Below are 21,040 nucleotides of genomic sequence, written 5' to 3'. Positions count from 1 at the left end.
GCAAGCAATCGACCGTTGCCTATTGCGTGACACCGGAGTAATCTTCCCGAAACACATCGGACGTTTGGTCGTCCACCGGGTCTGCCTACGACCTGCGCAGCATGGTCGGTGTCACCGCGCGGATCCACCATCGGGGGTCGTCGTTGTCGCGCTTGGGTGGCCGCATCGGTCACCGTTTGGAGGATCGATGTCAGACCTGACCCGGCGGCAGGCCCTCAAGATCGGTGCGGCCGGCGCGGGTGGCGCCCTGCTGCCGCTGCCGTGGACGGCGACCGCCAACGCCGACTCCGTCGCGCCGCCGCAGGTGCTCGCGGCCAACGACCTCGCCCTCTGGTACGACGAGGGCGCCGGCACGGACTGGCTGCGGGCCCTACCGATCGGCAACGGCCGGCTCGGCGCCATGGTGTTCGGCAACGTCGACACCGAGCGACTTCAGCTCAACGAGGACACCGTCTGGGCCGGCGGCCCGCACGACCCCAGCAACACCCGGGGCGCGGCGGCCCTGCCGGAGATCCGGCGGCTGGTCAACGCCAACCAGTGGACCCAGGCCCAGGACCTGATCAACCAGACCATGATGGGCAACCCCGGCGGGCAGTTGGCGTACCAGACCGTCGGCAACCTCCGGCTCGCCTTCGGGTCGGCCAGCGGAGCGTCCCAGCACAACCGCACGCTCGACCTCACCACCGCGACGGCCACGACCTCGTACGTCCTGAACGGCATCCGCTACCAGCGTGAGGTCTTCGCCAGCGCGCCGGACCAGGTCATCGCGATGCGGCTGACCGCCGACCGCGCCACCTCGATCAGCTTCACCGCCACCTTCGACAGCCCGCAGCGGACGACGGTGTCCAGCCCGGACGGCACGACGATCGGCCTCGACGGCGTGTCCGGCAACCAGGAGGGCGTCACCGGGCAGGTCCGCTTCCTCGCCCTGGCCAACGCCACCGTCACCGGCGGCAGCGTGTCCAGCTCGGGCGGCACCCTGCGGGTCACCAACGCCACCAGCGTCGTCCTGCTGATCTCGATCGGCTCCAGCTACGTCAACTACCGCAACGTCGGTGGCGACTACGGGGGCATCGCCCGGCAGCGCCTCAGCGCGGCGCGCGCCTACAGCTACGACCAGTTGCGCACCCGGCACGTCGCCGACTACCAGGCGCTGTTCGGACGGGTGACCCTCGACCTGGGCCGCACCTCCGCCGCCGACCAGACGACCGACGTACGCATCGCCCAGCACAACAGCGTCAACGACCCGCAGTTCTCCGCGCTGCTGTTCCAGTTCGGGCGGTACCTGCTGATCTCGTCGTCGCGGCCCGGCACCCAACCGGCGAACCTGCAGGGCATCTGGAACGACTCGCTGACCCCCTCCTGGGACTCGAAGTACACGATCAACGCCAACCTGCCGATGAACTACTGGCCGGCCAACACGACCAACCTGGCCGAGTGCCACAACCCGGTCTTCGACATGGTCCGGGAACTCGCCGTCACCGGCGCGCGCACCGCCCAGGTGCAGTACGGCTCCGCGAGTGGCTGGGTTACCCACCACAACACCGACGCGTGGCGGGCCACCGCGGTCGTGGACGGCGCGTTCTGGGGCATGTGGCAGACCGGCGGCGCCTGGCTGTCCACGTTGATCTGGGACCACTACCAGTTCAACGGCGACATCGAGTTCCTGCGGACGAACTACCCGGCCATGAAGGGCGCGGCGCAGTTCTTCCTCAACACCCTGGTGACCGAGCCGACCCTCGGTTACCTGGTGACCAACCCGTCGAACTCACCGGAACTCAGCCACCACTCGAACGCCAGCGTCTGCGCCGGTCCCACGATGGACAACCAGATCCTGCGGGACCTCTTCGACGGCGTCGCCCGCGCGAGCGAGATCCTCGACGTGGACAGCACCTTCCGGGCGCAGGTACGCGCCACCCGGGACCGCCTTCCACCGATGAAGGTCGGCTCGCGCGGCAACATCATGGAGTGGCTCTACGACTGGGTGGAGACCGAGCCCAACCACCGGCACATCTCGCACCTGTACGGGCTGGCCCCCAGCAACCAGATCACCAAGCGCGGCACCCCTCAGTTGTTCGAGGCCGCCCGGCGGACCCTGGCGCTGCGCGGCGACGACGGCACCGGCTGGTCGCTGGCCTGGAAAATCAACTTCTGGGCTCGGATGGAGGAGGGCAAGCGGGCTCACGACCTGATCCGCTACCTCGCCACCACCGCCCGGCTCGCCCCGAACATGTTCGACCTGCACCCGCCCTTCCAGATCGACGGCAACTTCGGCGCCACCGCCGGCATCGCCGAGATGCTGCTCCAGAGCCACATCGGTGAGCTGCACATCCTGCCCGCGCTGCCGCCGGCCTGGCCCAGCGGCCGGGTGACCGGCCTGCGGGGTCGCGGTGGGCACACGGTCAGCATCACCTGGGCCAGCGGCGCCGCCACCGAGGTGCTGGTGCGACCCGACCGCGCCGGCACCGTCCGCCTGCGGTCGCGGTTCCTGACCGGCACCGTCAGCGTCGTCGACACCGCCGACGGCACGTCGCCCCGGGTCACCCGGGTCGAGTCCGACCTGGTCGAGGTCACCGTGCAGGCCGGGCGCACCTACCGGGTCACCAGCACGGGCGCCACCACGCCGACGTTGGAGCAGAGCTTCACCAACGCCGGCATCACCAACGACAGCAACACCAACGTCGGCAACTTCGACGGCAACGGGGCCACCCTGTCGGCGCAGGCCCTGGCGCAGGCCGGCGCGAGCCCGGGCGGCACGGTGAGCCGCAACGGGGTGAACTTCCGCTGGCCCAACGTCAGTCCCGGCACGGCCGACAACGCCATCGCCTCGGGTCAGACCCTCGGTATCAGCGGCACCGGCAGCACGCTCGGCTTCCTGATTACCGGCACCTACGGCGCGGTCTCGGGGACCGGCACGGTGGTGTACGCGGACGGGACCCGCCAGACGTTCACCCTGAGCACGCCCGACTGGTACGGCGGCCCGGCGTCCGGCGCGACCGCCGCCATCGTATCCGCGTACCAGAACCGGCCCAACAACGGCCGACAGGCCACGGCGGCGTGCGTCTACTACGTGGGCGTCGCGCTGCAGAACAAGGCGGTGACCCAGGTCGTGCTGCCCAACATCAGCGCACGGGCGGCGGCGAACGTGCCGACGATGCACGTCTTCGCCATCGCGATCGGGTCCTGACACTCAGCTCGCGTCGCGCCGCCGGTGACGGCACGGTCACCGGCGGCGCGGCGTGACAAGTCCCGACTCGTACGCCCACACGACCAGCTGGGCGCGGTCCCGGCAGTGCAGCTTCGTCATGGCCCGGTTCACGTGCGTCTTGGCGGTCAACGGGCTGATCACCATGCGCTGGGCGATCTCGTCGTTGGTCAGCCCTCGCGCCACCAGCTCGACGATCTCCTGCTCCCGGGCGGTCAGCACATCCCGACCGGCCGTCGGCACGGCCGGCGGTGGCCCGGCCGCGAACTCGCTGATCAGCGTGCGGGTCACGGCCGGCGCGAGCAGCGCGTCGCCACCGGCCACGACGGCGACGGCCTGCAACAGGTCGGCGGGGTCGGCGTCCTTGAGGAGGAAACCGCTCGCGCCCGCGCGCAGGGCGGCGAAGACGTACGAGTCGAGCCCGTAGTTGGTGAGGATGAGCACGCGGGTGGCGGCGAGGTCCGGATCGGCGGCGATGCGCCGGGTCGCCTCGATCCCGTCGAGGCCGGGCATCTGCACGTCCATCAACACGACGTCCGGGCGGAGACGTCGGGCGAGCTGCACGGCCGAGGCGCCGTCGGTGGCCTCGCCCACGACCTCCAGGTCGTCCTCGGCGGCCAGCAGGGCCCGGAAGCCGGCCCGCATCAGCGCCTGGTCGTCGGCGAGCAGAACCCGGATCATCGGTGCGACCGTCCGGTCATGCCGGCTCGTCCAGCGGGAACGTGGCCCGCACCGTGAACCCCTGGTCGTCGTTGGCGGCGGCCAGCAGGGTGCCGCCCAGTCCGGTGACCCGCTCACGCATCCCGCGCAGTCCCACCCCCGGCGTCGGGGGACGGGCCGGCGACGCCTGCCCGTCGTCGCTCACCGCGACGGTCAGTCCGGCCGGCGCGTACTCGACGTGCACGCGTGCGGTCGCGGCACCGGCGTGACGGGCCACGTTGGTCAGGGCCTCCTGGACGACCCGGTAACCGGCCTGGTCGACCTCGTCCGGCAGACGCCGTGGCCGGCCGGTGACGGTCACCTGGACCGGCACGCCGACCGCACGGGTCCGTTCGGCGAGTTCGTCGACGCGGGCCAGCCCGACACGGTCGTCGTCGGGCGCGCGCAGGACGTCGAGGGTGGTGCGCAGTTCGCGCATCGCGGCGGCGCTGGCCTCCTGGATCGCCAGTAGCGTGGCCGAGGGCTCGTCGCCCTGCTTGCGGGCCAGGTGCACGGCGATCCCGGCCTGCACCTTGATCACCGAGATGCTGTGCGTCAGGGAGTCGTGCAGGTCGCGGGCGATGCGCAGCCGCTCTTCGCCGGCCCGCCGCAACGCCATCTCCTCGCGGGTGCGTTCGGCCTCGACGGCCCGCTGCTCGACCTGCTCCAGGTAGGCGCGGCGTTGCCGGCCGACCAGCCCGGCCACGTTCGCCGCCACGAACCATCCCAGCAGCAGGGCCGTCCGCTCGGCGATCAACTGGTTGGGACGGTCGACCGGGGCCACCGAGACGTCGCGGGCCAGAAAGCCACCGAGGAAGACGACGCTGGCCACGGCGGCCGCCGCCCGGTGCCCCCGCCAGGCGGTCACGTAGACCACGCCGAGGACGGGGAAGGCGGCCGACACCCCCGAGTGCACCCGGACGTGCAGGGCCAGCATGGCGACGGTCACCACGCCCAGCGCGAGCACCGGATGCCGCCGGCACACCCCGAGCGCCGCGGCCATGACGAGGACCAGAGCGACGTCGAGCGCCCCGACCGTCGCGGCGTCCGGTGCGAGCGCGGCGTTGCCGAGCAGGAGACCGCCGAGGGCGAGGCCGCTGAGGACGTACGGCAGGTCGCGGCGCATGGTCGCACTGTAGAACGGCCGTCGTTGGTGGAGCATCCCGCGCGCGCGGTAGATCCGGCGTACCACGGTCGTGGTATCCCGGCGGCGCGAAGTGTCTGCGCCGGCACGACGTCTTTGGCGGCCGTCGCCACGAGCATCGACCGCATGACATACCGCTTCTTCACCCCCGTACCCACGAGGGCGGCCACCGGCCGCACCGCGGAGGTCTACCAGCAGCTACGCGAGGACTTCCTCGGACCGCTGCCCACCTTTCAGGCGCTCTCGGCCGTGCCCGAGGTGCTGGCCGCGACCTGGTCGCTGATGCGCGAGGCCCTGCTCGCCGGCGACACGTCCCGGGTCGACCGCGAACTCGTCGCGGCGGTGGTGTCCCGGGCCAACGGCTGTCAGTTCTGCCTCGACGCCCACGTGCTGCTGCTGCACGCCCTGGGCGAGCACGGGTTGGCCGAGGTCGTCGCCCGGGGCGAGACACCCGCCGACCCGAGGCACGCCGAACTCGACCGCTGGGCCCGGGCCAGTCGCAGCCCCCGCACCGGCGACTGGACCAGCCCGTACGGCCCCGAGGTCACCGGCACCCTGCTCGCGTTCCATTTCGTCAACCGGGTCGTCTCGGCGCTGCTCGACCCCGACCTGCTCCCCGGCGGCCTGCAACGCGCCCCGCTGGTGCGGTCGGTCGGTGGCCGGCTGTACGCCAGATCCGCTCGGGAACCGAAGGCGCCCGGACGCAGCCTCGGGCTGCTGCCCACCGGTACGACCCCGCCGCCGGCCTGGGCGGGGGACAGCCCGGTCGGGGTCGCGTACGCGTCGTTGCGGGACGCCGCCACCCGGGGCGGCGAGCTGCTGGGTGACGTCGCCCGCCAGACCGTGACGGCCACCGTGCGCTGGGAGGACGGGCGGTTCCCGACCCGGCCCGCGGACTGGGCCGTCGACCTGGTCCGGGACGTGCCCGGCCGGGACCGGGTCGGAACGCGGATCGCGTTGCTGGCGGCGTTCTCGCCCAGCGCGGTCAGCCCGGGCGACGTCGCCCTCTGGCGGCTGTCGCACCCCGCCGACGCCGACCTCGTCCGGATCGTCGCGTACGGCGCGATCACCGCCACCGACCACGTCGCCCAGGCGTTGACCTCGGCGCAGCTCTAAGGAGCCCAGCATGCGAAAGGCCTTCGTCATCAGCAGCGGCGTGCTCCTCACCGCGTTCGCCCTCCAGTTCGTCTTCGCCGCCGTCGGCGCGTTCACCAAGCCCGCCGAGGACGGCGCGTACGCCCTGCACAGCGTGAACGGCATGGCGGTCATCCCCGTCCTCACCCTGCTCACCGTCCTGTTCGCGGCGCTGGCCAGGGCGCCCGGTCGGCTCGTCGGGCTGGCGGTCCTGCCGCTGGGCCTGGTCGTCGTGCAGGCGCTGCTCGCCATGCTCGCCAACGCCGGCACCGACGCCGTCGGCGTCAGCACGCCGTTCGGCCTGGTCATCGGCGGGCTGCACGCGGTCAACGGCATCGTCGCGGTACACGTCGTGGTCGGCGTCATCCGGGGAGCGCGCCGGCTGGCCGCCGAGACGCCATCGGGCGACGCGCCGGTGGTCGTACCCCAGGGGGAGCCGGCATGACCACCGCCTCGCTGCTCGCGGCGGACCTCCTGCTGGCGGTCCTGGCCGCCGCCGGCTGGCTGGGTGGCGGGGTCGCGGCGGCCGCCCGGCGGCGGCCGCTGGCGCTCGCGCTGGCCACCGTCGCGCTGCTCGCCACGCTCGCCCGCGCGACGACCGTGCTCGCGCTCGCGCGCGTCGGCTGGTGGTTCGCCGCGGAGAAGGTCGTCGTCGCCGCGCCGCTGTCGCTCGCGGCGGTCGTCGTCGCCGGGCCGCGGCTGCTGCGGGCCGCGGGCGACATCCGGTCCGTCGCGCTGCCGCTCCTCTTCGCGGGGTACGCCCTGAGCGCCGCCCTGCTCGTCACGGTCCTGCACGGCTACCCGGTGTCGGCGTCGGTGGGGCTGCTCGCGGTCGCCGGGGTCGTCGCGGCGACCGCCCTCTCGTGGCGTCTGCTCGACGCGCGCCCGTCCCGGGCGGTGTCCCGGGCGGCGGTGGCGGTGGCGGTGGCGGCGCTGCTGGCCGGCACCGGGTTGGCCGTCACCCCGGGCCCGGCGCCCGCCGCACCGCATGATCACCGGTACCCGCAGGCCCGGATCTCCGACGAGCCCACCCGGCGGTTCACCCTGACGGCCGGTACCGCCACGGTGCGCGTCGGTGGCCACGACGTCGCGGCGTGGGCGTTCGACGGGCAGGTACCCGGGCCGGAGCTGACCGCCACCGTCGGCGACGTCGTGCAGGTGACGCTGCGCAACCGGGACATCGGCCGGGGTGTCACCCTGCACTGGCACGGGTATGACGTGCCGAACAGCCAGGACGGGGTCCCCGGGGTGACGCAGCCGGCGGTGCTGCCGGGCCAGGAGTTCGTCTACCGGTTCCGGGCCGACCAGGCCGGCACGTACTGGTACCACACCCACTCGGTGTCCGACGTCGGTGTGCGGATGGGCCTCTACGGCGTCCTCGTGGTGCGTCCCGGGCCGACGAGCGGCCTCGACGTGACGGTGCCGGTGCACACCCTCGGGGGGCGTCCGCTACCGGACGCGCGGGTGGAGCAGGTCGAAGCCGGCGTTCCGGTCCGGCTGCGGTTGATCAACACGGACAGCACCACGCACCGCTACGCGCTGGCCGGAACCGACTTCCGGGTCGCCGCGATCGACGGCTACGACCTGGGCGGGCCGACGCCGCTGCGGGACACCGCCGTGCTGATCCCGGCCGGAGGTCGCTACGACCTGGTGTTCAGCGCCCCGGCCACACCGGTGGCGCTGTACGTCGACGGACGTCGGGTCTACTCGACCGGCGCGCAGTCGACGGCGACCGACAGGTGGCCCGTACTGGACCCGCTCAGCTACGGCCGGCCGGTCCCGACGCCCTGGTCCCGGTTCGACCGGACGTTCACGCTCGTCCTCGATCGCGGTCTCGACCTGCGTGGACTGCTTCCGCGCTACGCCCACACCGTCAACGGCGCGGCCGATCCGGACATCCCGCCGCAGGTCGTCCACCCCGGCGACGTCGTCCGGTTCACGATCGTCAACCGGTCGCAGACCGTGCACCCGTGGCATCTGCACGGCCATCACGTGCTCGTGCTGTCCCGCGACCGGCGGCCGGCGACCGGAAGCCCACTCTGGTTGGACTCGTTCGACGTCCGGCCCGGTGAGGTGTGGGAGGTGGCGTTCCGGGCCGACAACCCGGGGATGTGGGCCAACCACTGCCACAACCTGGGGCACGCCGACGCCGGGATGATGCTGCACCTCGTGTACTCGTGAGGACCCGGGCAGGGCCCGGCCCCCGTCGCGTGGCGGCGGGGGCCGGTACGTGGTGCGGTGGTGCGGGTCAGCTCGTGCGACAGCTGATCGTCGGCCAGGTCCAGTTGCCGTTGGCCATGATCGTGATCCCGAAGTTGTTGCCGTTGCCGTTCGGTCGGGCGGTCACCGTCCCGCTGGTGCCGCTGACGGACGCGTTCCAACTGTTCTGGATGGACTGACCGCCGTTGAGGTTGAGGCTGACGATCCAGTTGTTGGTGCCGCTGACCGCGACGTTCAGGTTGAACCGGTCACCCCACTGCTGGCCGGCGGAGAGCGTCGCGTTGCAGTTGCCGCCACCCGGGTTGCCGGTGGTGGGCCCGGAGGTCGGCCCCGAGGTCGGGTTGCCGCCGCTGCCCTCGGACACGGTGACGTCGGAGCTGCCGGCGCTCTGGTAGCCCTCGGTCGCCATGATCTGGTACGCGTGGTTGGTGCCGAGGTTCAGGCCGGCGCGGGCCCAGGCGTCGAAGTGGTTGGCCGTGGTGATGGTGCCACTCGAGCGCTTGTTCTGACGGACGCTCCAGTACTGGTAGAACGTCTGGTTGCCGTCGATCGACGGGGCGTTGACCCGCTGGCTGCGCAGGATGTCGTAGGTGCCGCCGTCGGTGGTGACCGTGCCCAGCCGCTGGGCGCCGTTGCTCGGGTTGTAGCTGCCGAAGTTCTCCACCACGTAGTACTCGATGAGCGGGTTGCGCGTCCACCCGTACAGGGCGAGGTAGGTGTTGTTGTTCCCCGGGTTGTAGTTGGCCGAGTAGCTGACCGTCCGCCGCGAGCCGGTGGCCCAGCCCTTGCCGCCGACCCAGTTGTTGGTGCTCCGGTCCCAACTGCTGGAGTACCGGCCGTTCTCGCGCAGCGTCATGCTGGCGTTGCCGCCGTCCTTCCAGAAGGAGAAGTAGTAGCCGTTGTGCGTGCCGGTCAGGCTCGAGGTGAGCGTCCGGTCGGCCTCGGCGTACGCGCTGGTGGCCGTGACCGCGACCGTGCCCGTGACGGCCAGGACGACCGCACAGGCGGCGCCGAGGAGCAGCCGTATCCGGCCGCGCCGCGGTGCTGCGGTGGGAGTGTGGTCGGTGTCGATCATGTAGGTGTTTCCTCCTCGTCACGGCTGGCACGGGGCCAGCGGTGCGGTGCGACCCGGCGGACTGTCGGCCACGGAGTCGTACCGCGTGGTGGTGGTAGACCGGTTGTCCCGCACGACGACCGGAGGCGGCAGTCGCGGCGCGGGTGGTGACGGCAATTGAGTGTCGTCGATGGGGACGGTATTGAGCCGGTCGTCCACTTGTCAACATTTTCCGGAAGGTCTGCGGCGGCGACCAGCGCGTCGCCATGCTCGAAAGGGTGCGCATCTTCCGAGGTCAGTAATCGATCCGGGGTGGCGACGGCGAGGGTGGTGACCGATCGTTCGCCGGACAACATCCGACGAATAGCGGCCGGAACTTCCGGAGACTTTCCGGACCCTCGGGCGGCACGCCGAGGCGCGCGATCGGGGAAAACTTGATTCGTTCCAAAAAAGTGAGCTAGTGTGCAGCGCGTGATGTCCGACCTCGAAGCGCAGCTGAGAGGGGTCTCGTTACGAGTGACGCGACCCCGGCTGGCCGTGCTCGCGGTGCTGCGGGATCACCCCCACGTCGACACCGACACGGTGATCGCGCTGGTCCGGGCGGACCACCCCACCATCTCCCACCAGGCGGTGTACGACGTGCTGCGCGCGCTCACCGACGCGGGTCTGGTGCGGCGCATCCAGCCGGCCCGCGCGACCGCCCGCTACGAGTCACGGGTGGGGGACAACCACCACCACGTCGTGTGCCGCTCCTGCGGCGCCATCGCCGACGTCGAGTGCGCCGTCGGCCACGCACCCTGTCTCACCGCCTCGAACGACCACGGCTTCGTGGTCGACGAGGCGGAGGTCGTCTACTGGGGCACCTGCCCCGGTTGCGCGGCCGACCGCATCTCCCAGCGATCCGCCAGTTCGGAAGGAAGTACATGAGCGACACCCAGGACAACGTCCCCACCAGCGCGCAGGGCGTGGACCAGAAGGCTGCGGCCGGTTGCCCGGTCGCGCACGACTCGGTGACCGCCCAGGGCAGCGAGAGCGAGAACCCGGCGATCGACTCGCCGACCCCGAAGACCGGTGGTCGTCCGCGCACCAACCGGGACTGGTGGCCGAACCAGCTCGACCTCTCGGTGCTGCACGCCCACTCGCACAAGGGCAACCCGCTCGGGCCGGACTTCAGCTACGCCAAGGAGTTCGCCAAGCTCGACGTCGAGGCCCTCAAGCGGGACATCACCGAGGTCCTCACCACCTCGCAGGACTGGTGGCCGGCCGACTTCGGCCACTACGGCGGCCTGATGATCCGCATGAGCTGGCACGCCGCGGGCACCTACCGCATCGAGGACGGCCGTGGCGGCGCCGGTGACGGTGGTCAGCGGTTCGCCCCGCTCAACAGCTGGCCGGACAACGCCAACCTGGACAAGGCCCGCCGCCTGCTGTGGCCGGTCAAGCAGAAGTACGGCCAGCAGATCTCCTGGGCGGACCTGCTGGTGCTCGCCGGTAACGTGGCCCTGGAGTCGATGGGGTTCAAGACCTTCGGCTTCGGCTTCGGTCGTGAGGACGTGTGGGAGCCCGAGGAGATCTTCTGGGGCCCGGAGGACACCTGGCTCGGCGACGAGCGCTACGCCTCCGAGAAGGAGATGGCGGCCGGCGTCGGCTCGACCGAGATGGGCCTCATCTACGTCAACCCGGAGGGCCCCCGCGGCAACGCGGACCCGGCCGCTGCGGCGCACTTCATCCGGGAGACCTTCGGCCGGATGGCGATGAACGACGAGGAGACCGTCGCCCTCATCGCCGGTGGCCACACCTTCGGCAAGACCCACGGCGCCGGTGTCGCGGACAACCACGTGGGCCCGGAGCCCGAGGGCGCCCCGATCGAGGCGCAGGGCCTCGGCTGGCTGAGCACCCACGGCAGCGGCAAGGGCAGCGACACGATCACCAGCGGTCTCGAGGTGACCTGGACCGACGTGCCGACGCAGTGGAGCAACCGCTTCTTCGAGATCCTGTTCGGCTACGAGTGGGAGCTGACCACCAGCCCGGGTGGCGCGAAGCAGTGGGTCGCGAAGGACGCCGAGGAGATCATCCCGGACCCGTTCGACCCGTCGAAGAAGTACCGGCCGACGATGCTCACGACCGACCTGTCGCTGCGCGTCGACCCGGCGTACGAGAAGATCTCGCGCCGTTTCCTGGAGAACCCCGACCAGTTCGCGCTGGCCTTCGCCAAGGCCTGGTACAAGCTGCTGCACCGCGACATGGGTCCGATCGAGCGCTTCCTCGGGCCGTGGGTCGCCGAGCCGCAGCTGTGGCAGGACCCGGTGCCGGCCGTCGACCACGCGCTGGTGGGTGACGCCGACATCGCCGCTCTCAAGGCGAAGGTCCTCGACTCGGGCCTCACGGTCGAGCAGCTCGTCTCCACCGCCTGGGCCTCCGCCGCGAGCTTCCGCAACACCGACAAGCGCGGTGGCGCCAACGGCGCGCGCATCCGCCTGGAGCCGCAGCGCAACTGGGAGGTCAACCAACCCGAGCAGCTCGCGACGGTGCTGAGCGCGCTGGAGGGCATCCAGCAGGAGTTCAACGCCGCCGGTGGGGCGAAGATCTCGCTCGCCGACCTGATCGTGCTGGCCGGTTCGGCCGCCGTCGAGAAGGCGGCGCGCGACGGGGGCGTCGAGGTGACCGTGCCGTTCCGGCCGGGCCGCACCGACGCCACCCAGGAGCAGACCGACGTCGACTCCTTCCGGGTCCTCGAGCCGCGCGCGGACGGTTTCCGTAACTACCTGCGCGCCGGCGAGAAGACCCAGCCGGAGGTGCTGCTCATCGACCGCGCCTACATGCTGAACCTGAGCGCGCCGGAGATGACCGTCCTCGTCGGCGGCCTGCGCGCCCTCGGGAACAACGTCGGAGGCGCGTCGCACGGCGTCCTCACCGACCGGCCGGGCGTGCTCACCGGTGACTTCTTCGCCAACCTGCTCTCCCCGGGCACCCGGTGGAAGGCGTCGGAGACCGACGAGCACGTGTACGAGATCCGCGACCTGGCCACCGACGAGGTGAAGTGGACCGCCACCGCGGTCGACCTCATCTTCGGCTCGAACTCCCAGCTGCGCGCCCTCGCCGAGGTCTACGCCAGCCAGGACGCGCGCGAGAAGTTCGTGCGTGACTTCGTGGCCGCCTGGACGAAGGTCATGGAGCTCGACCGGTTCGACATCGCCTGATCCCGCTTGACCCGACGAGCCCCGGCCGATCGGCCGGGGCTCGTCCGCGTTCCGCGCCGCAGGGCCTCGCGTGGCGAATCCACCGCCAAGTCCGCAAAACCCACGATCCCCGCAACTCCCTAGAATTCAGGGAGTTGCGGGGATCGCTAGAACCCGCAGCGGACCGGTGGCCTCTGCGTAGTACTGGTCAGGTCGCGGGGTGAGTCTTCGCCATGTCGACGAACGCCCGCCAAGCCGTCGGGCTGAAGACCAGTGCGGGACCTGCCTGGTCCTTCGAGTCCCGGACGCCAACGACGCCGGGCAGGTTGTCGGAGACCTCCACGCAGTTGCCGCCGTTCGTCCCGGACTTCGTCGACTTACGCCAACGGGCGTGGGTCATGTCCATGTCTTCGCCGTTTCCTTGATCACGTCTCGGGAGGATCTGCGCGGGAGGGCGTCGCGGAGGATCGCTTCCCACGTCTTTTGAAGCGTAACAATCTCGGCCGTGCCGCTGACGGTCTGAGACCGCACCTGGTAGTCCGTGTGCCCGACGACAGAGCCATCCGGCATCGTGGCGATGATGAACCCGCCCTGTAGGCCAGGGTAGAGCCCTGCGTCGTCCGGCACGACATGAATGTGGACGTGCGGAAGGTCGGCGACCGCCGCGAGGTGCTCGACCTGTTCCCGCATCAGCGTGCGGTCGTCGTCCACCGTCCGGCGCAGCACCGCGACGTCGAGCACGATCATTACGTGGGGAGGATCGTCGCGGGTGAGGATTGCTTGCCGCTCCATTCGCGACCGTACCCGCTGCGATATCTGCTCGGTGGTCAGCAATCCGCTCGCTTGAAGCGTCGCCCGTGCGTACGCCTCGGTTTGTAACAGGCCCGGCACGAAGGCCGGTTCGTACCAACGCAACGCCCGAGCTTGTTCCTCGAACTTGATCCATTCGCGGAGCCAGACCGGGGCCGTGTCGAGCGCCGCCAGCCGCTCTACCAGCCTCGCGAACATGCCACCGGTCGTCAGCGCCCTGTCGATTGCCGTCGCGTAGTCACTGGTCGGCGGGCGAGTGCCGGTCTCAACGGCGCTCACATGGGTGCCGGAGTAGCTGATGAGTCTGCCGAAGTCGTCTTGATTCAGTCCCCGTGCCATTCGGGCGTGACGCAACTCGTCAAGCAGGATTTCGGCTGCGGTCATGCTCATGTCCCCAACTCCTCCCCACCTCCAGCCCTCGCGCCCCCCAAGTCCCCTCACCAGGGCAATCGTTGACCGTCGGGGTCTCTCCAACGTGGTCGAACACCTTCCGACACTAGGCGGTCACGGAACAGAGTGTCACCAGACGGCGCGGCCGGTGGAGGACCCGAACCCGGCGGACGCGTTCGTACCCGGGGCCGCCCCTGTCCGGCGAGTAAACACGGGGGCGGCCCCCTCCGACGAAAGCGCGAAGGAGGCACCGTGCGCTTCACGTTCCGGCGCAGCGAACCCGCTCCGAAATTGTCTGTGCGTGGCCCTGCCCCGCGGCCTGCCCCGCGACTTCCGGCCTGGGTCACGTCGCACACCGAGGCGTTCCGCTTGGACGAGATCGGGCGAATAGGTCACCTGACCCCGGCGCAGGAGTTCCGGGCGAGCGGGGGTCGGAAGTGATATCTACGCAGGTTTCCGTCCCTGAGCGGGGACCGGTCGCGGACCGTCCGCGTCAGCACCGCCAGGGCCCGCCGCACACGCCGTTACGGCCGCACTGGGCGTGCCGCGCCGACGGTCAGCCGTGGCCGTGCGCGACGGCGCGGCTCATGTTGAAGGCCGAGTACGAAAACTCAATGCCGAGCCTGTCGATCTACCTGGCCGGGCTGCTGTACGAGGCGATGCGCGACCTGTACCACCTGAACCCGCACGACGGGCCGAGCCCGCGCGCCCTGTTCGACCGGTTCGTCGGCTGGGGCCCGTTCCGTAAGCCCATCGTCGAGGCTCCGTGATAGCCGCACCGCCCGCCCTGGGATCTCCATTCCCCGTGGAGGATGTGACCCGGCGCCGCCTTCTTTGCCCTGACGGCCGGTGAGCCCCGGGGACCGGTGGCTGGGGCTCGTCCGCGTTTTCCGGCCGCAGAGGGCGGTAACCGTCGTACGAGTTTGCGATGCTGTGCCCGTCTATGAGCCCGACAGCACCTCACGTGAAGGAGCACCGCGATGGCGAAGGTCATCTCCACGCTGTTCATCTCGGCCGACGGCGTGGCCGAGATCGACCCGGACTGGCACTTCCCGTACTTCGACGAGAACATGGGTCGCGCCGTCACCGAGGACTACGACACGTCCGACGTGCTGCTGATCGGCCGGGTGACCTACGACAGCTTCGCCGGGGCCTGGCCCGACCGGGAGGCCGCCGGCGGCGAGGACGCCGGGTTCGCCAAGCAGCTCGGTGACGTCCGTAAGGTCGTCGTCTCCCGCCAGCCGGTGGACTTCGCGTGGCGCAACTCGGAGCTCGTCGCCGGCGATCTCCCCGAGGCCGTCGCCGCGCTCAAGGCCGACCCCGGGATCAAGGGCATCCTCATCCCCGGGTCGATCTCGGTCGTCCAGCAGCTCCTCGCCGCCGGGCTGGTCGACGAGCTGCGTCTGCTGGTACACCCGGTGGCGGCCCGCAAGGGGCGCCGGCTCTTCGACGACGGCGACACGCCGTACCACCTGCGGGTTACCGCGACCGAGGTGTTCCCGACGGGCGTGCTCCGCGTGATCTACGCGCCGACGGCGGCGCCCGGCGCGGTCGGCTACGACGAGGTCGTCGACCAGGTGCCGTCCGGGAACTGAATCGGGCCGGCCCCGCCGCCGTGGGCGACGGGGCCCGCTCGATCTGGTCGGAACGGCTCGCTGTCGGTCAGGCGATCGCGCAGGTCGCGCCGTTGAGGGTGAACGCACCTGGCCGGGCGGTGTTGCCGGTGTGCGTGGCCTGGAAGCCGATGGTTAACGATCCGTTCGGCGGGATGCTGGCGTTGTAGGCGGCGTTGCGGGCTGTCACCTGGCCGGACGTGGGCGAGTAGGTCGCGTTCCAGCCCGAGGTGATGCTCTGCCCGCCGGGCAGGGTGAAGACGAGCGACCAGCCGTTGACGGCGCTGGTTCCGGTGTTGGTGATGGTGATGTTCTCGGTCAGCCCGTTGTTCCAGGCGTTGATCGCGACGCCCACCCGGCACGCGCCCGAACTCGGCGGCGGGGTGGTCGGGTTCGGCGGCGGGGTGGTCGGGTTGGGCGGCGGGGTGGTCGGGTTGGGCGGCGGGGTCGTCGGGTTGGGCGGCGGGGTCGTCGGGTTCGGCGGGGCGGTCAGGCCGAAGAACGCGACGGCGGCGGCGGCCATGCCACCGGCCGGCAGGCTGTGCCCCGCGCCCTGGATGCTGTACGCCTCGACCTGGACGGTCCCGCTGGCGTCGGCGTACCGGCGGCGGTTCCAGTTGGTCTGCGGCGTGTCGGTGGAGGTGGGTGTCTGGCTGAGCCCGAACACGTTGGTCCACTGCTCGATCGTCTCCTGCAGCAGCGAGAACGGAACGAGCGTGTCGCTGGTGCCGTGCCACAACTGCACCCGTGGGCGGGGGCCGGTGTAGCCGGGGTACGCCCCGCGCACCGCGTCACCCCACTGCTGCGGGGTCCGGTTCATGTTCCCGCCGGTGCACTGGCTGCTGCCCGGCGGGTAGTCGGCCGCGTTGGCGAAGCAGTTGTAGGGGACACCCATGAACGCCGCGCCGGCCTTGAAGACGTCAGGGTAGAGGGCCAGCATGTGGTTGGTCATCATGCCGCCGGACGAGCTGCCGGTGGCGTACACCCGGTCGGGGTCGCCGCCGTACTGCTGCTGCGCGTAGCGGATCATCGAGATGATCGACACGGGGTCGCTGCCACCGCCACGGCGCTTGGCGGCGTCCGACCAGGTGTCGAAGCAGTTGCCGAAGCCGGCCTGCTGGGTCGCCGACGGGTAGATCACGATGAACCCGTACCGGTCGGCCTGGGCGGCGAACTCGCTCCCGGAGTAGAAGCCGGGGCCCGACCCGCCGCAGCCGTGCATGGCCACGACGATCGCCGGCCTGGTCGGGCGGGTGTCCGGCACGTAGACGTGCATGCGCATCCGGCCCGGGTTGTCGCCGAACGTGGTCACCTCGGTGAGGGAGGCGGCGTACGCGGGTTGGAGCGCGGGGGCCACCAGGCCGGCCGCCACCAGTGACGTGACCAGGCCGAGCAGCAGTTTCCTTCGGATTTTCACGGGGATGGCTCCTTCGATCACCTGTGCGGGGTGGGTGTGGGGTCGCGCGCTGTGCGGTCACGGGTGCGCCCGACTCCCGTGGTGATCGCGCCTCGCCCACTACGTGTGCTCGCCCTGTGCCCGGCTGCGTACGGCGTCGCGTAGCAGATAGTGTTCCTCGCGGTCGCTGAAGTGTCAATCGATGCACCTCGATCGAATGGCGTTGGTGCCGACGCCGCCGCCCGGGTGGCGGCGTCTACAGTCGGTGCACCGTCCCTGAGTCGAGCCGGGAGCGCCTGTGGCAAACCCCTTCCCGATCGAGGAGATCTATCCCGACGACGGGGACGAGCCGCCGCGACTGCCCCGGCGGCAGGCCGGCAGCTCCCCGCAGGACCTCGCGGTGACCCTGCTGGCCGACTACACGCTGCGGACCCGTGCGCGGGTTCCGTCCGCAGCCCTCGTCGCGCTGCTCGCCGAGTCCGGTGTGAGTACGGCCGGCGCGCGTGCCGCGATCAGCCGGTTGGCCCGGCGCGGTGTGCTGGAGGGCAGCCGGGAGGGTCGACGCAGCTCCTACCGGCTCAGCCGGGCCGCCGCCGCGAACCTGTCCAGCGGCGGGAGTTGGATCCTGGCCGCGACCACCGAGGTGGTCGCGTGGGACGGCTGCTGGACCATCGTCGCCTTCTCCCTGCCCCAGGACCGTGGCGCGCAGCGGCGGGCCCTGCGCGGCCAACTCCGCTGGCTCGGGTACGCGCCCCTGTACGACGGGCTGTGGATCTCGCCGTACGAGCTGAGCCCGCAGGGCAGAGCCCAGATCGCCCGGTTCACCCGGGGCGCCGTCACGGTGTTCCGGGGACGGCAGGCCGACCTTGACGCCATCGCCCAGCGCTCTCCGATCGACGCCTGGGACATCGAGGCGATCGGCCGGCACTACGAGGAGTTCCTTCGGCGGTGGACGCCTCTGGTGCCGCAGGCGCGGTCGGAGCGCGTCGACGGCGCGGCGGCCGTGCGAACGCGTACCGAGGTCATGGACACCTTCCGCCGCTTTCCGACCCTCGACCCGCGGCTGCCCCTGGACCTCCTGCCGGCCGGATGGCTCCGGCGGCCGGCGCGGGAACTCTTCGAGGCCATCTACGACGGCCTCGCCGCGCCCGCCGAGCGGCACGTCCGAGCGGTCGTCGCCCGGTTCGCCGAGGAGGCGCAGTCCGGCATCCGGGCGCACACCGCCGCCGACATCCTCGCCGGGGTACGCGGCGTCGAGCCGGCCGAGGCAGGCGAGGGCTGCGCCTCCTGAGCGCGGCGTCGGCGGGCATTCGCCTCGCCGCCGAGGTGTGTACCTTGTGGAGGATGCGCAGCGATGGGGGAGGCCGGATGACATCGCACGGCGGACACCCGGCGGCCACCGACCGGATCGACACCTCGGTCGCGCACCCGGCGCGCAGGTACAACTACCTGCTGGGCGGCAAGGACAACTTCGCTGCCGACCGGGCGTCCGGTGACGCCCTCGCGGCGGCGATGCCCACCATCCGGCTCGCCGCGATCGAGAATCGGATGTTCCTGCAACGCGCGGTGCGCTTCCTGGCCCAGCGCGGTGTCCGGCAGTTCCTGGACATCGGGACCGGCATCCCGACCGCCGACAACACCCACGAGGTCGCGCAGGCCGTCGACCCGTCGGCGCGTGTCGTCTACGTCGACAATGACCCGATCGTCCTCGCCCACGCCCGCGCGCTGTTGTCCAGCACGCCCGAGGGGCGGACGGCGTACCTCGACGCCGACCTGCGCGCGCCGGCCGGGATCCTCGCCCATCCCGACCTGCGCGCGACGTTGGACCTGGCGCAGCCCGTCGCGTTGATGCTGGTGGCCATCCTGCACTTCGTCCGCGACGACGAGGACCCCAAGGGCATCCTGGATCAGCTCGTTGCCGCGCTGCCGTCCGGCAGCTACGTGGTCGCCTCACACGTCACCTGGGAGCATCTGCCGCCTGCGGTCACCGCCGGGTTGGCCGCCAACAATCGCGACGGCCGCTTCCAGGCGCGCAGCACCGAGCAGTTCGCGGCCCTGTTGGACGGGCTGGAACTCGTCGAGCCGGGCATCGTCTCGGTGGCGCGGTGGCACGCCGACGACGCGCCGCAGCCGCGTCCGTCCGCGCAGGACGTGTCGTTCAACGGCGCGGTCGCCCGCGTCCGCTGACGGCCAGCGTCACCGTCGCCGACGAGGCGACCGCTCAGCGGGTCTTTTTGGTCGGCCTCTTGCGGGGCGGGGTCAGCAGGTCGGCTATCGCCGCGATCGCCGAGGGCACGATGCGGTAATAGGCCCAGACCCCACGCTTCTCCCGCTCGATCAGGCCGGCCTCGGTGAGAATCCGCAGGTGATGGCTCACGGTCGGCTGAGAGAGGTTGAGCGGCGCGGTGAGGTCGGTGACCGAGGCCTCGCCCTCCGGGGCGGCCTGGATCAGGCTGAGCAGGCGCAGTCGGGCCGGATCGGCGAACGCCTTCAGCACCCCGGCGAGCCGTTCGGCGTCGGCGCGCTTGATCGGCTCACCGGCGAGGGGCGAGATGGCAGGCATGGCGGTATTGGCAGTTCCCACGACAGTCATCGTTCCACCAATTTGTCGGTTCGAGCGGCTGAACCGGACAAATCGCCGAACCGATGATGTGCTTCGCGCGACACCGACGGGGTGGCCACCGCCGATGCGCTCTCCGGCACGGCCACCGGAGAGCGCATCGCCCCGCTGCGGCGTCCGGGTCGCGGAGCCGTGCCGGCCGCAGCGCGCCGGCGCGACGGCTCAGGCCGCCGCGAGCCGCTCGCGGTGGTCGTGCGCGAACTCGGCGAAGGTTCGCGGCGGTCGGCCGGTCACCCGGGCGACGTGGTCGTTGGTGAAGTCGCCCCAGCCGCTGCCGTAGGCGACCCGGTACTCGGTGAGGACCTCCGCCGACCACTGGTCCAGACCGGCCGCGAGGAGCCCGTCACGCGTCTGCTCGGGGCTCTGCGGGAGGTACCGGACCGGGCGGTCGATCGTCCGGCTGATGTCCTGCGCCGCCTGGTCCAGCGTGATGCTCTCCGGGCCGGTGGGCGTGTAGATCATGCCCTCGTGCGGCCGCGGCGCGGCGAGGATCGCGGCCCCGACGGCGGCGATGTCCCGCGCGTCCACGAGGCCGACCCGCGCCGCGCCGAAGAGTCCGTAGAGCTGCTCGCCGGCCAGCGACCCAAGCAGGTTCTGCATGAAGTAACTCGGTCGCAGGATCGTCCAGGGGATGCCGGACGCCTGTACCTCGGCGTCGGACAGCGCGTGCAGGCGGCCGTTGCGGGTGGGGGCGTCGTGCGCGGCGCCGATCGCGGAGAGCCGGACGATGTGCTGCACGCCGGCCTGCCGCGCGGCCCAGACCGCGTTCATGCTCTGACTGGGCGCGATCGGACCCATCGGAGTGAGCAGCCACAGGGTGCGTACGCCCTCGAACGCCGGCGTCAGCGTCGAGGGGCGGTCCAGGTCGCCGACGACGTACTCGACGCCGTCGAGCGCGGATGCTCGCGACGGGTCCCGCACGAGCGCCCGTACCTGCTCGCTGCCGGCGAGTTCGCGCAGCACCTCCCGCGAGACCGTGCCGGTCGCTCCGGTGATCAGAATGGTCATGGTCGTCCTCCGGATTCGCGCGGACCCGGACGGGCCCGCTGGTCACCGGTGAGACGTTATAGTCCAAAACTTGTACCGTCCAATGATTGGACCAAAATATGAAGCGCAGCACACGTAAGGAGCAGGATCCCGACCTCGGCATCCTGGCCGTGCAGCTCTCCGGGCGCGTCCAGCGGGAGATCTTCACGCGCGCCGCCGAGGACGGCTTCGACGACGTGCGACCCCGCCACGGCGCCGTCCTGGCCTACCTGGATCCGGAGGGGACGCGCCCCGGCGAGCTGGCGCGACTGGCCGGGCGGAACAAGCAGACGATGGGCGCGATCCTCGACGAGCTGGAACGGCTCGGCTACGTGCGACGTACGCCAGACCCGGCCGACCGCCGGGCGAAACTGATCGTGCCGACCGAGCGGGGGCTCCGGCTCATGGAGGCGTCCGACGACTTCGTGGCGGCGATCGAACGGCAGCTCTCCGACGCGCTCGGCCCCGACCGGTACGCGGAGTTCCGCACCGCCCTGCGCGGCAGCCTGGCGGCCCTTCCGAACGGCGGCGACGACACCGAAGGCTGAAG

Annotated in this window: 19 protein-coding genes; 11 read left to right on the top strand and 8 right to left on the bottom strand. The window is 71.2% G+C overall.

From position 1 onward, the window contains the following. The first annotated feature begins 187 nt into the window (after positions 1-187). Complete coding sequence (locus ACQP03_RS20135; protein ID WP_433457934.1) at positions 188-3,187, top strand: glycoside hydrolase family 95 protein; 3,000 nt, start codon at positions 188-190, stop codon at positions 3,185-3,187. Positions 3,188-3,223: 36 nt separating this feature from the next. Here the strand turns inward: ACQP03_RS20135 and ACQP03_RS20130 are convergent, their stop codons facing one another. Together ACQP03_RS20130 and ACQP03_RS20125 are read right to left on the bottom strand one after the other, a co-directional pair. Continuing rightward, positions 3,224-3,886 carry a response regulator transcription factor gene (locus ACQP03_RS20130; protein WP_357125538.1) on the bottom strand — a complete coding sequence of 221 codons (663 nt, stop codon included), beginning with the start codon at positions 3,884-3,886 and terminating at the stop codon, positions 3,224-3,226. A gap of 16 nt (positions 3,887-3,902) precedes the next feature. Further along, positions 3,903-5,030: a sensor histidine kinase gene (locus tag ACQP03_RS20125; RefSeq protein ID WP_357394489.1), complete on the bottom strand. Its 1,128-nt coding sequence runs from the start codon at positions 5,028-5,030 to the stop codon at positions 3,903-3,905. A gap of 144 nt (positions 5,031-5,174) precedes the next feature. Between ACQP03_RS20125 and ACQP03_RS20120 the strand changes: the two genes are divergently transcribed. Genes ACQP03_RS20120 through ACQP03_RS20110 form a run of 3 tightly spaced genes read left to right on the top strand, consistent with a single transcriptional unit; the run spans position 5,175 to position 8,363 of the window. Next, complete coding sequence (locus ACQP03_RS20120; protein WP_357169206.1) at positions 5,175-6,164, top strand: carboxymuconolactone decarboxylase family protein; 990 nt, start codon at positions 5,175-5,177, stop codon at positions 6,162-6,164. A gap of 10 nt (positions 6,165-6,174) precedes the next feature. Beyond that, on the top strand, positions 6,175-6,627 hold the full coding sequence (locus ACQP03_RS20115; RefSeq protein ID WP_357169209.1) for a DUF6220 domain-containing protein: 453 nt from the start codon (positions 6,175-6,177) through the stop codon (positions 6,625-6,627). After that, positions 6,624-8,363, top strand: coding sequence for a multicopper oxidase family protein (locus tag ACQP03_RS20110; protein ID WP_357394492.1), 1,740 nt, complete (start codon positions 6,624-6,626; stop codon positions 8,361-8,363). The genes ACQP03_RS20115 and ACQP03_RS20110 overlap by 4 nt, the downstream gene beginning before the upstream one ends. Before the next feature lie 67 nt (positions 8,364-8,430). On the opposite strand, the gene ACQP03_RS20105 is transcribed toward ACQP03_RS20110, so the two are convergent. Continuing rightward, positions 8,431-9,477, bottom strand: a complete 1,047-nt coding sequence (locus tag ACQP03_RS20105) for a glycoside hydrolase family 11 protein (protein ID WP_357125553.1) — start codon at positions 9,475-9,477, stop codon at positions 8,431-8,433. Between the two features lie 453 nt (positions 9,478-9,930). Between ACQP03_RS20105 and ACQP03_RS20100 the strand changes: the two genes are divergently transcribed. Both ACQP03_RS20100 and katG read left to right on the top strand, forming a co-directional pair. Further along, positions 9,931-10,383, top strand: a complete 453-nt coding sequence (locus ACQP03_RS20100) for a Fur family transcriptional regulator (protein ID WP_396833082.1) — start codon at positions 9,931-9,933, stop codon at positions 10,381-10,383. Beyond that, positions 10,380-12,656, top strand: coding sequence for a catalase/peroxidase HPI (gene katG / locus ACQP03_RS20095; protein ID WP_357125559.1), 2,277 nt, complete (start codon positions 10,380-10,382; stop codon positions 12,654-12,656). The genes ACQP03_RS20100 and katG overlap by 4 nt, the downstream gene beginning before the upstream one ends. Before the next feature lie 187 nt (positions 12,657-12,843). Here the strand turns inward: katG and ACQP03_RS20090 are convergent, their stop codons facing one another. Further along, positions 12,844-13,041, bottom strand: coding sequence for a DUF397 domain-containing protein (locus ACQP03_RS20090; RefSeq protein WP_357125562.1), 198 nt, complete (start codon positions 13,039-13,041; stop codon positions 12,844-12,846). Beyond that, on the bottom strand, positions 13,032-13,835 hold the full coding sequence (locus ACQP03_RS20085; protein ID WP_357125565.1) for a helix-turn-helix domain-containing protein: 804 nt from the start codon (positions 13,833-13,835) through the stop codon (positions 13,032-13,034). The genes ACQP03_RS20090 and ACQP03_RS20085 overlap by 10 nt, the downstream gene beginning before the upstream one ends. A 440-nt stretch (positions 13,836-14,275) precedes the next feature. Here ACQP03_RS20085 and ACQP03_RS20080 point away from each other — a divergent pair, with 440 nt between their 5' ends. Further along, positions 14,276-14,605 (top strand): hypothetical protein, encoded by a 330-nt coding sequence (locus tag ACQP03_RS20080; protein WP_357125717.1) that lies wholly within the window; start codon positions 14,276-14,278, stop codon positions 14,603-14,605. Between the two features lie 210 nt (positions 14,606-14,815). Beyond that, entirely contained in the window at positions 14,816-15,430 is a 615-nt protein-coding gene (locus tag ACQP03_RS20075) for a dihydrofolate reductase family protein (RefSeq protein ID WP_357125568.1), read from the top strand. Between the two features lie 67 nt (positions 15,431-15,497). Here ACQP03_RS20075 and ACQP03_RS20070 read toward each other — a convergent pair whose 3' ends face one another. Then, positions 15,498-16,865 carry an extracellular catalytic domain type 1 short-chain-length polyhydroxyalkanoate depolymerase gene (locus tag ACQP03_RS20070; protein ID WP_357125571.1) on the bottom strand — a complete coding sequence of 456 codons (1,368 nt, stop codon included), beginning with the start codon at positions 16,863-16,865 and terminating at the stop codon, positions 15,498-15,500. A 277-nt stretch (positions 16,866-17,142) separates the two neighbouring features. Between ACQP03_RS20070 and ACQP03_RS20065 the strand changes: the two genes are divergently transcribed. Continuing rightward, on the top strand, positions 17,143-18,135 hold the full coding sequence (locus ACQP03_RS20065; protein ID WP_357169218.1) for a PaaX family transcriptional regulator: 993 nt from the start codon (positions 17,143-17,145) through the stop codon (positions 18,133-18,135). Positions 18,136-18,212: 77 nt separating this feature from the next. Further along, positions 18,213-19,031 carry an SAM-dependent methyltransferase gene (locus ACQP03_RS20060; RefSeq protein WP_357125577.1) on the top strand — a complete coding sequence of 273 codons (819 nt, stop codon included), beginning with the start codon at positions 18,213-18,215 and terminating at the stop codon, positions 19,029-19,031. A 34-nt stretch (positions 19,032-19,065) separates the two neighbouring features. On the opposite strand, the gene ACQP03_RS20055 is transcribed toward ACQP03_RS20060, so the two are convergent. Both ACQP03_RS20055 and ACQP03_RS20050 read right to left on the bottom strand, forming a co-directional pair. Then, positions 19,066-19,437: an ArsR/SmtB family transcription factor gene (locus tag ACQP03_RS20055; RefSeq protein WP_393220682.1), complete on the bottom strand. Its 372-nt coding sequence runs from the start codon at positions 19,435-19,437 to the stop codon at positions 19,066-19,068. Between the two features lie 189 nt (positions 19,438-19,626). Then, complete coding sequence (locus ACQP03_RS20050; protein ID WP_363660880.1) at positions 19,627-20,472, bottom strand: SDR family oxidoreductase; 846 nt, start codon at positions 20,470-20,472, stop codon at positions 19,627-19,629. A 98-nt stretch (positions 20,473-20,570) separates the two neighbouring features. Between ACQP03_RS20050 and ACQP03_RS20045 the strand changes: the two genes are divergently transcribed. Continuing rightward, entirely contained in the window at positions 20,571-21,038 is a 468-nt protein-coding gene (locus tag ACQP03_RS20045) for a MarR family winged helix-turn-helix transcriptional regulator (protein WP_363660881.1), read from the top strand. Positions 21,039-21,040: the final 2 nt, after the last annotated feature.

The organism is Micromonospora sp. CA-248212, assembly GCF_050948405.1.
Lineage (GTDB): Bacteria > Actinomycetota > Actinomycetes > Mycobacteriales > Micromonosporaceae > Micromonospora.
Note: the sequence above shows the minus strand (reverse complement) of the source record. Positions and strands in the feature narration are given on the sequence as shown.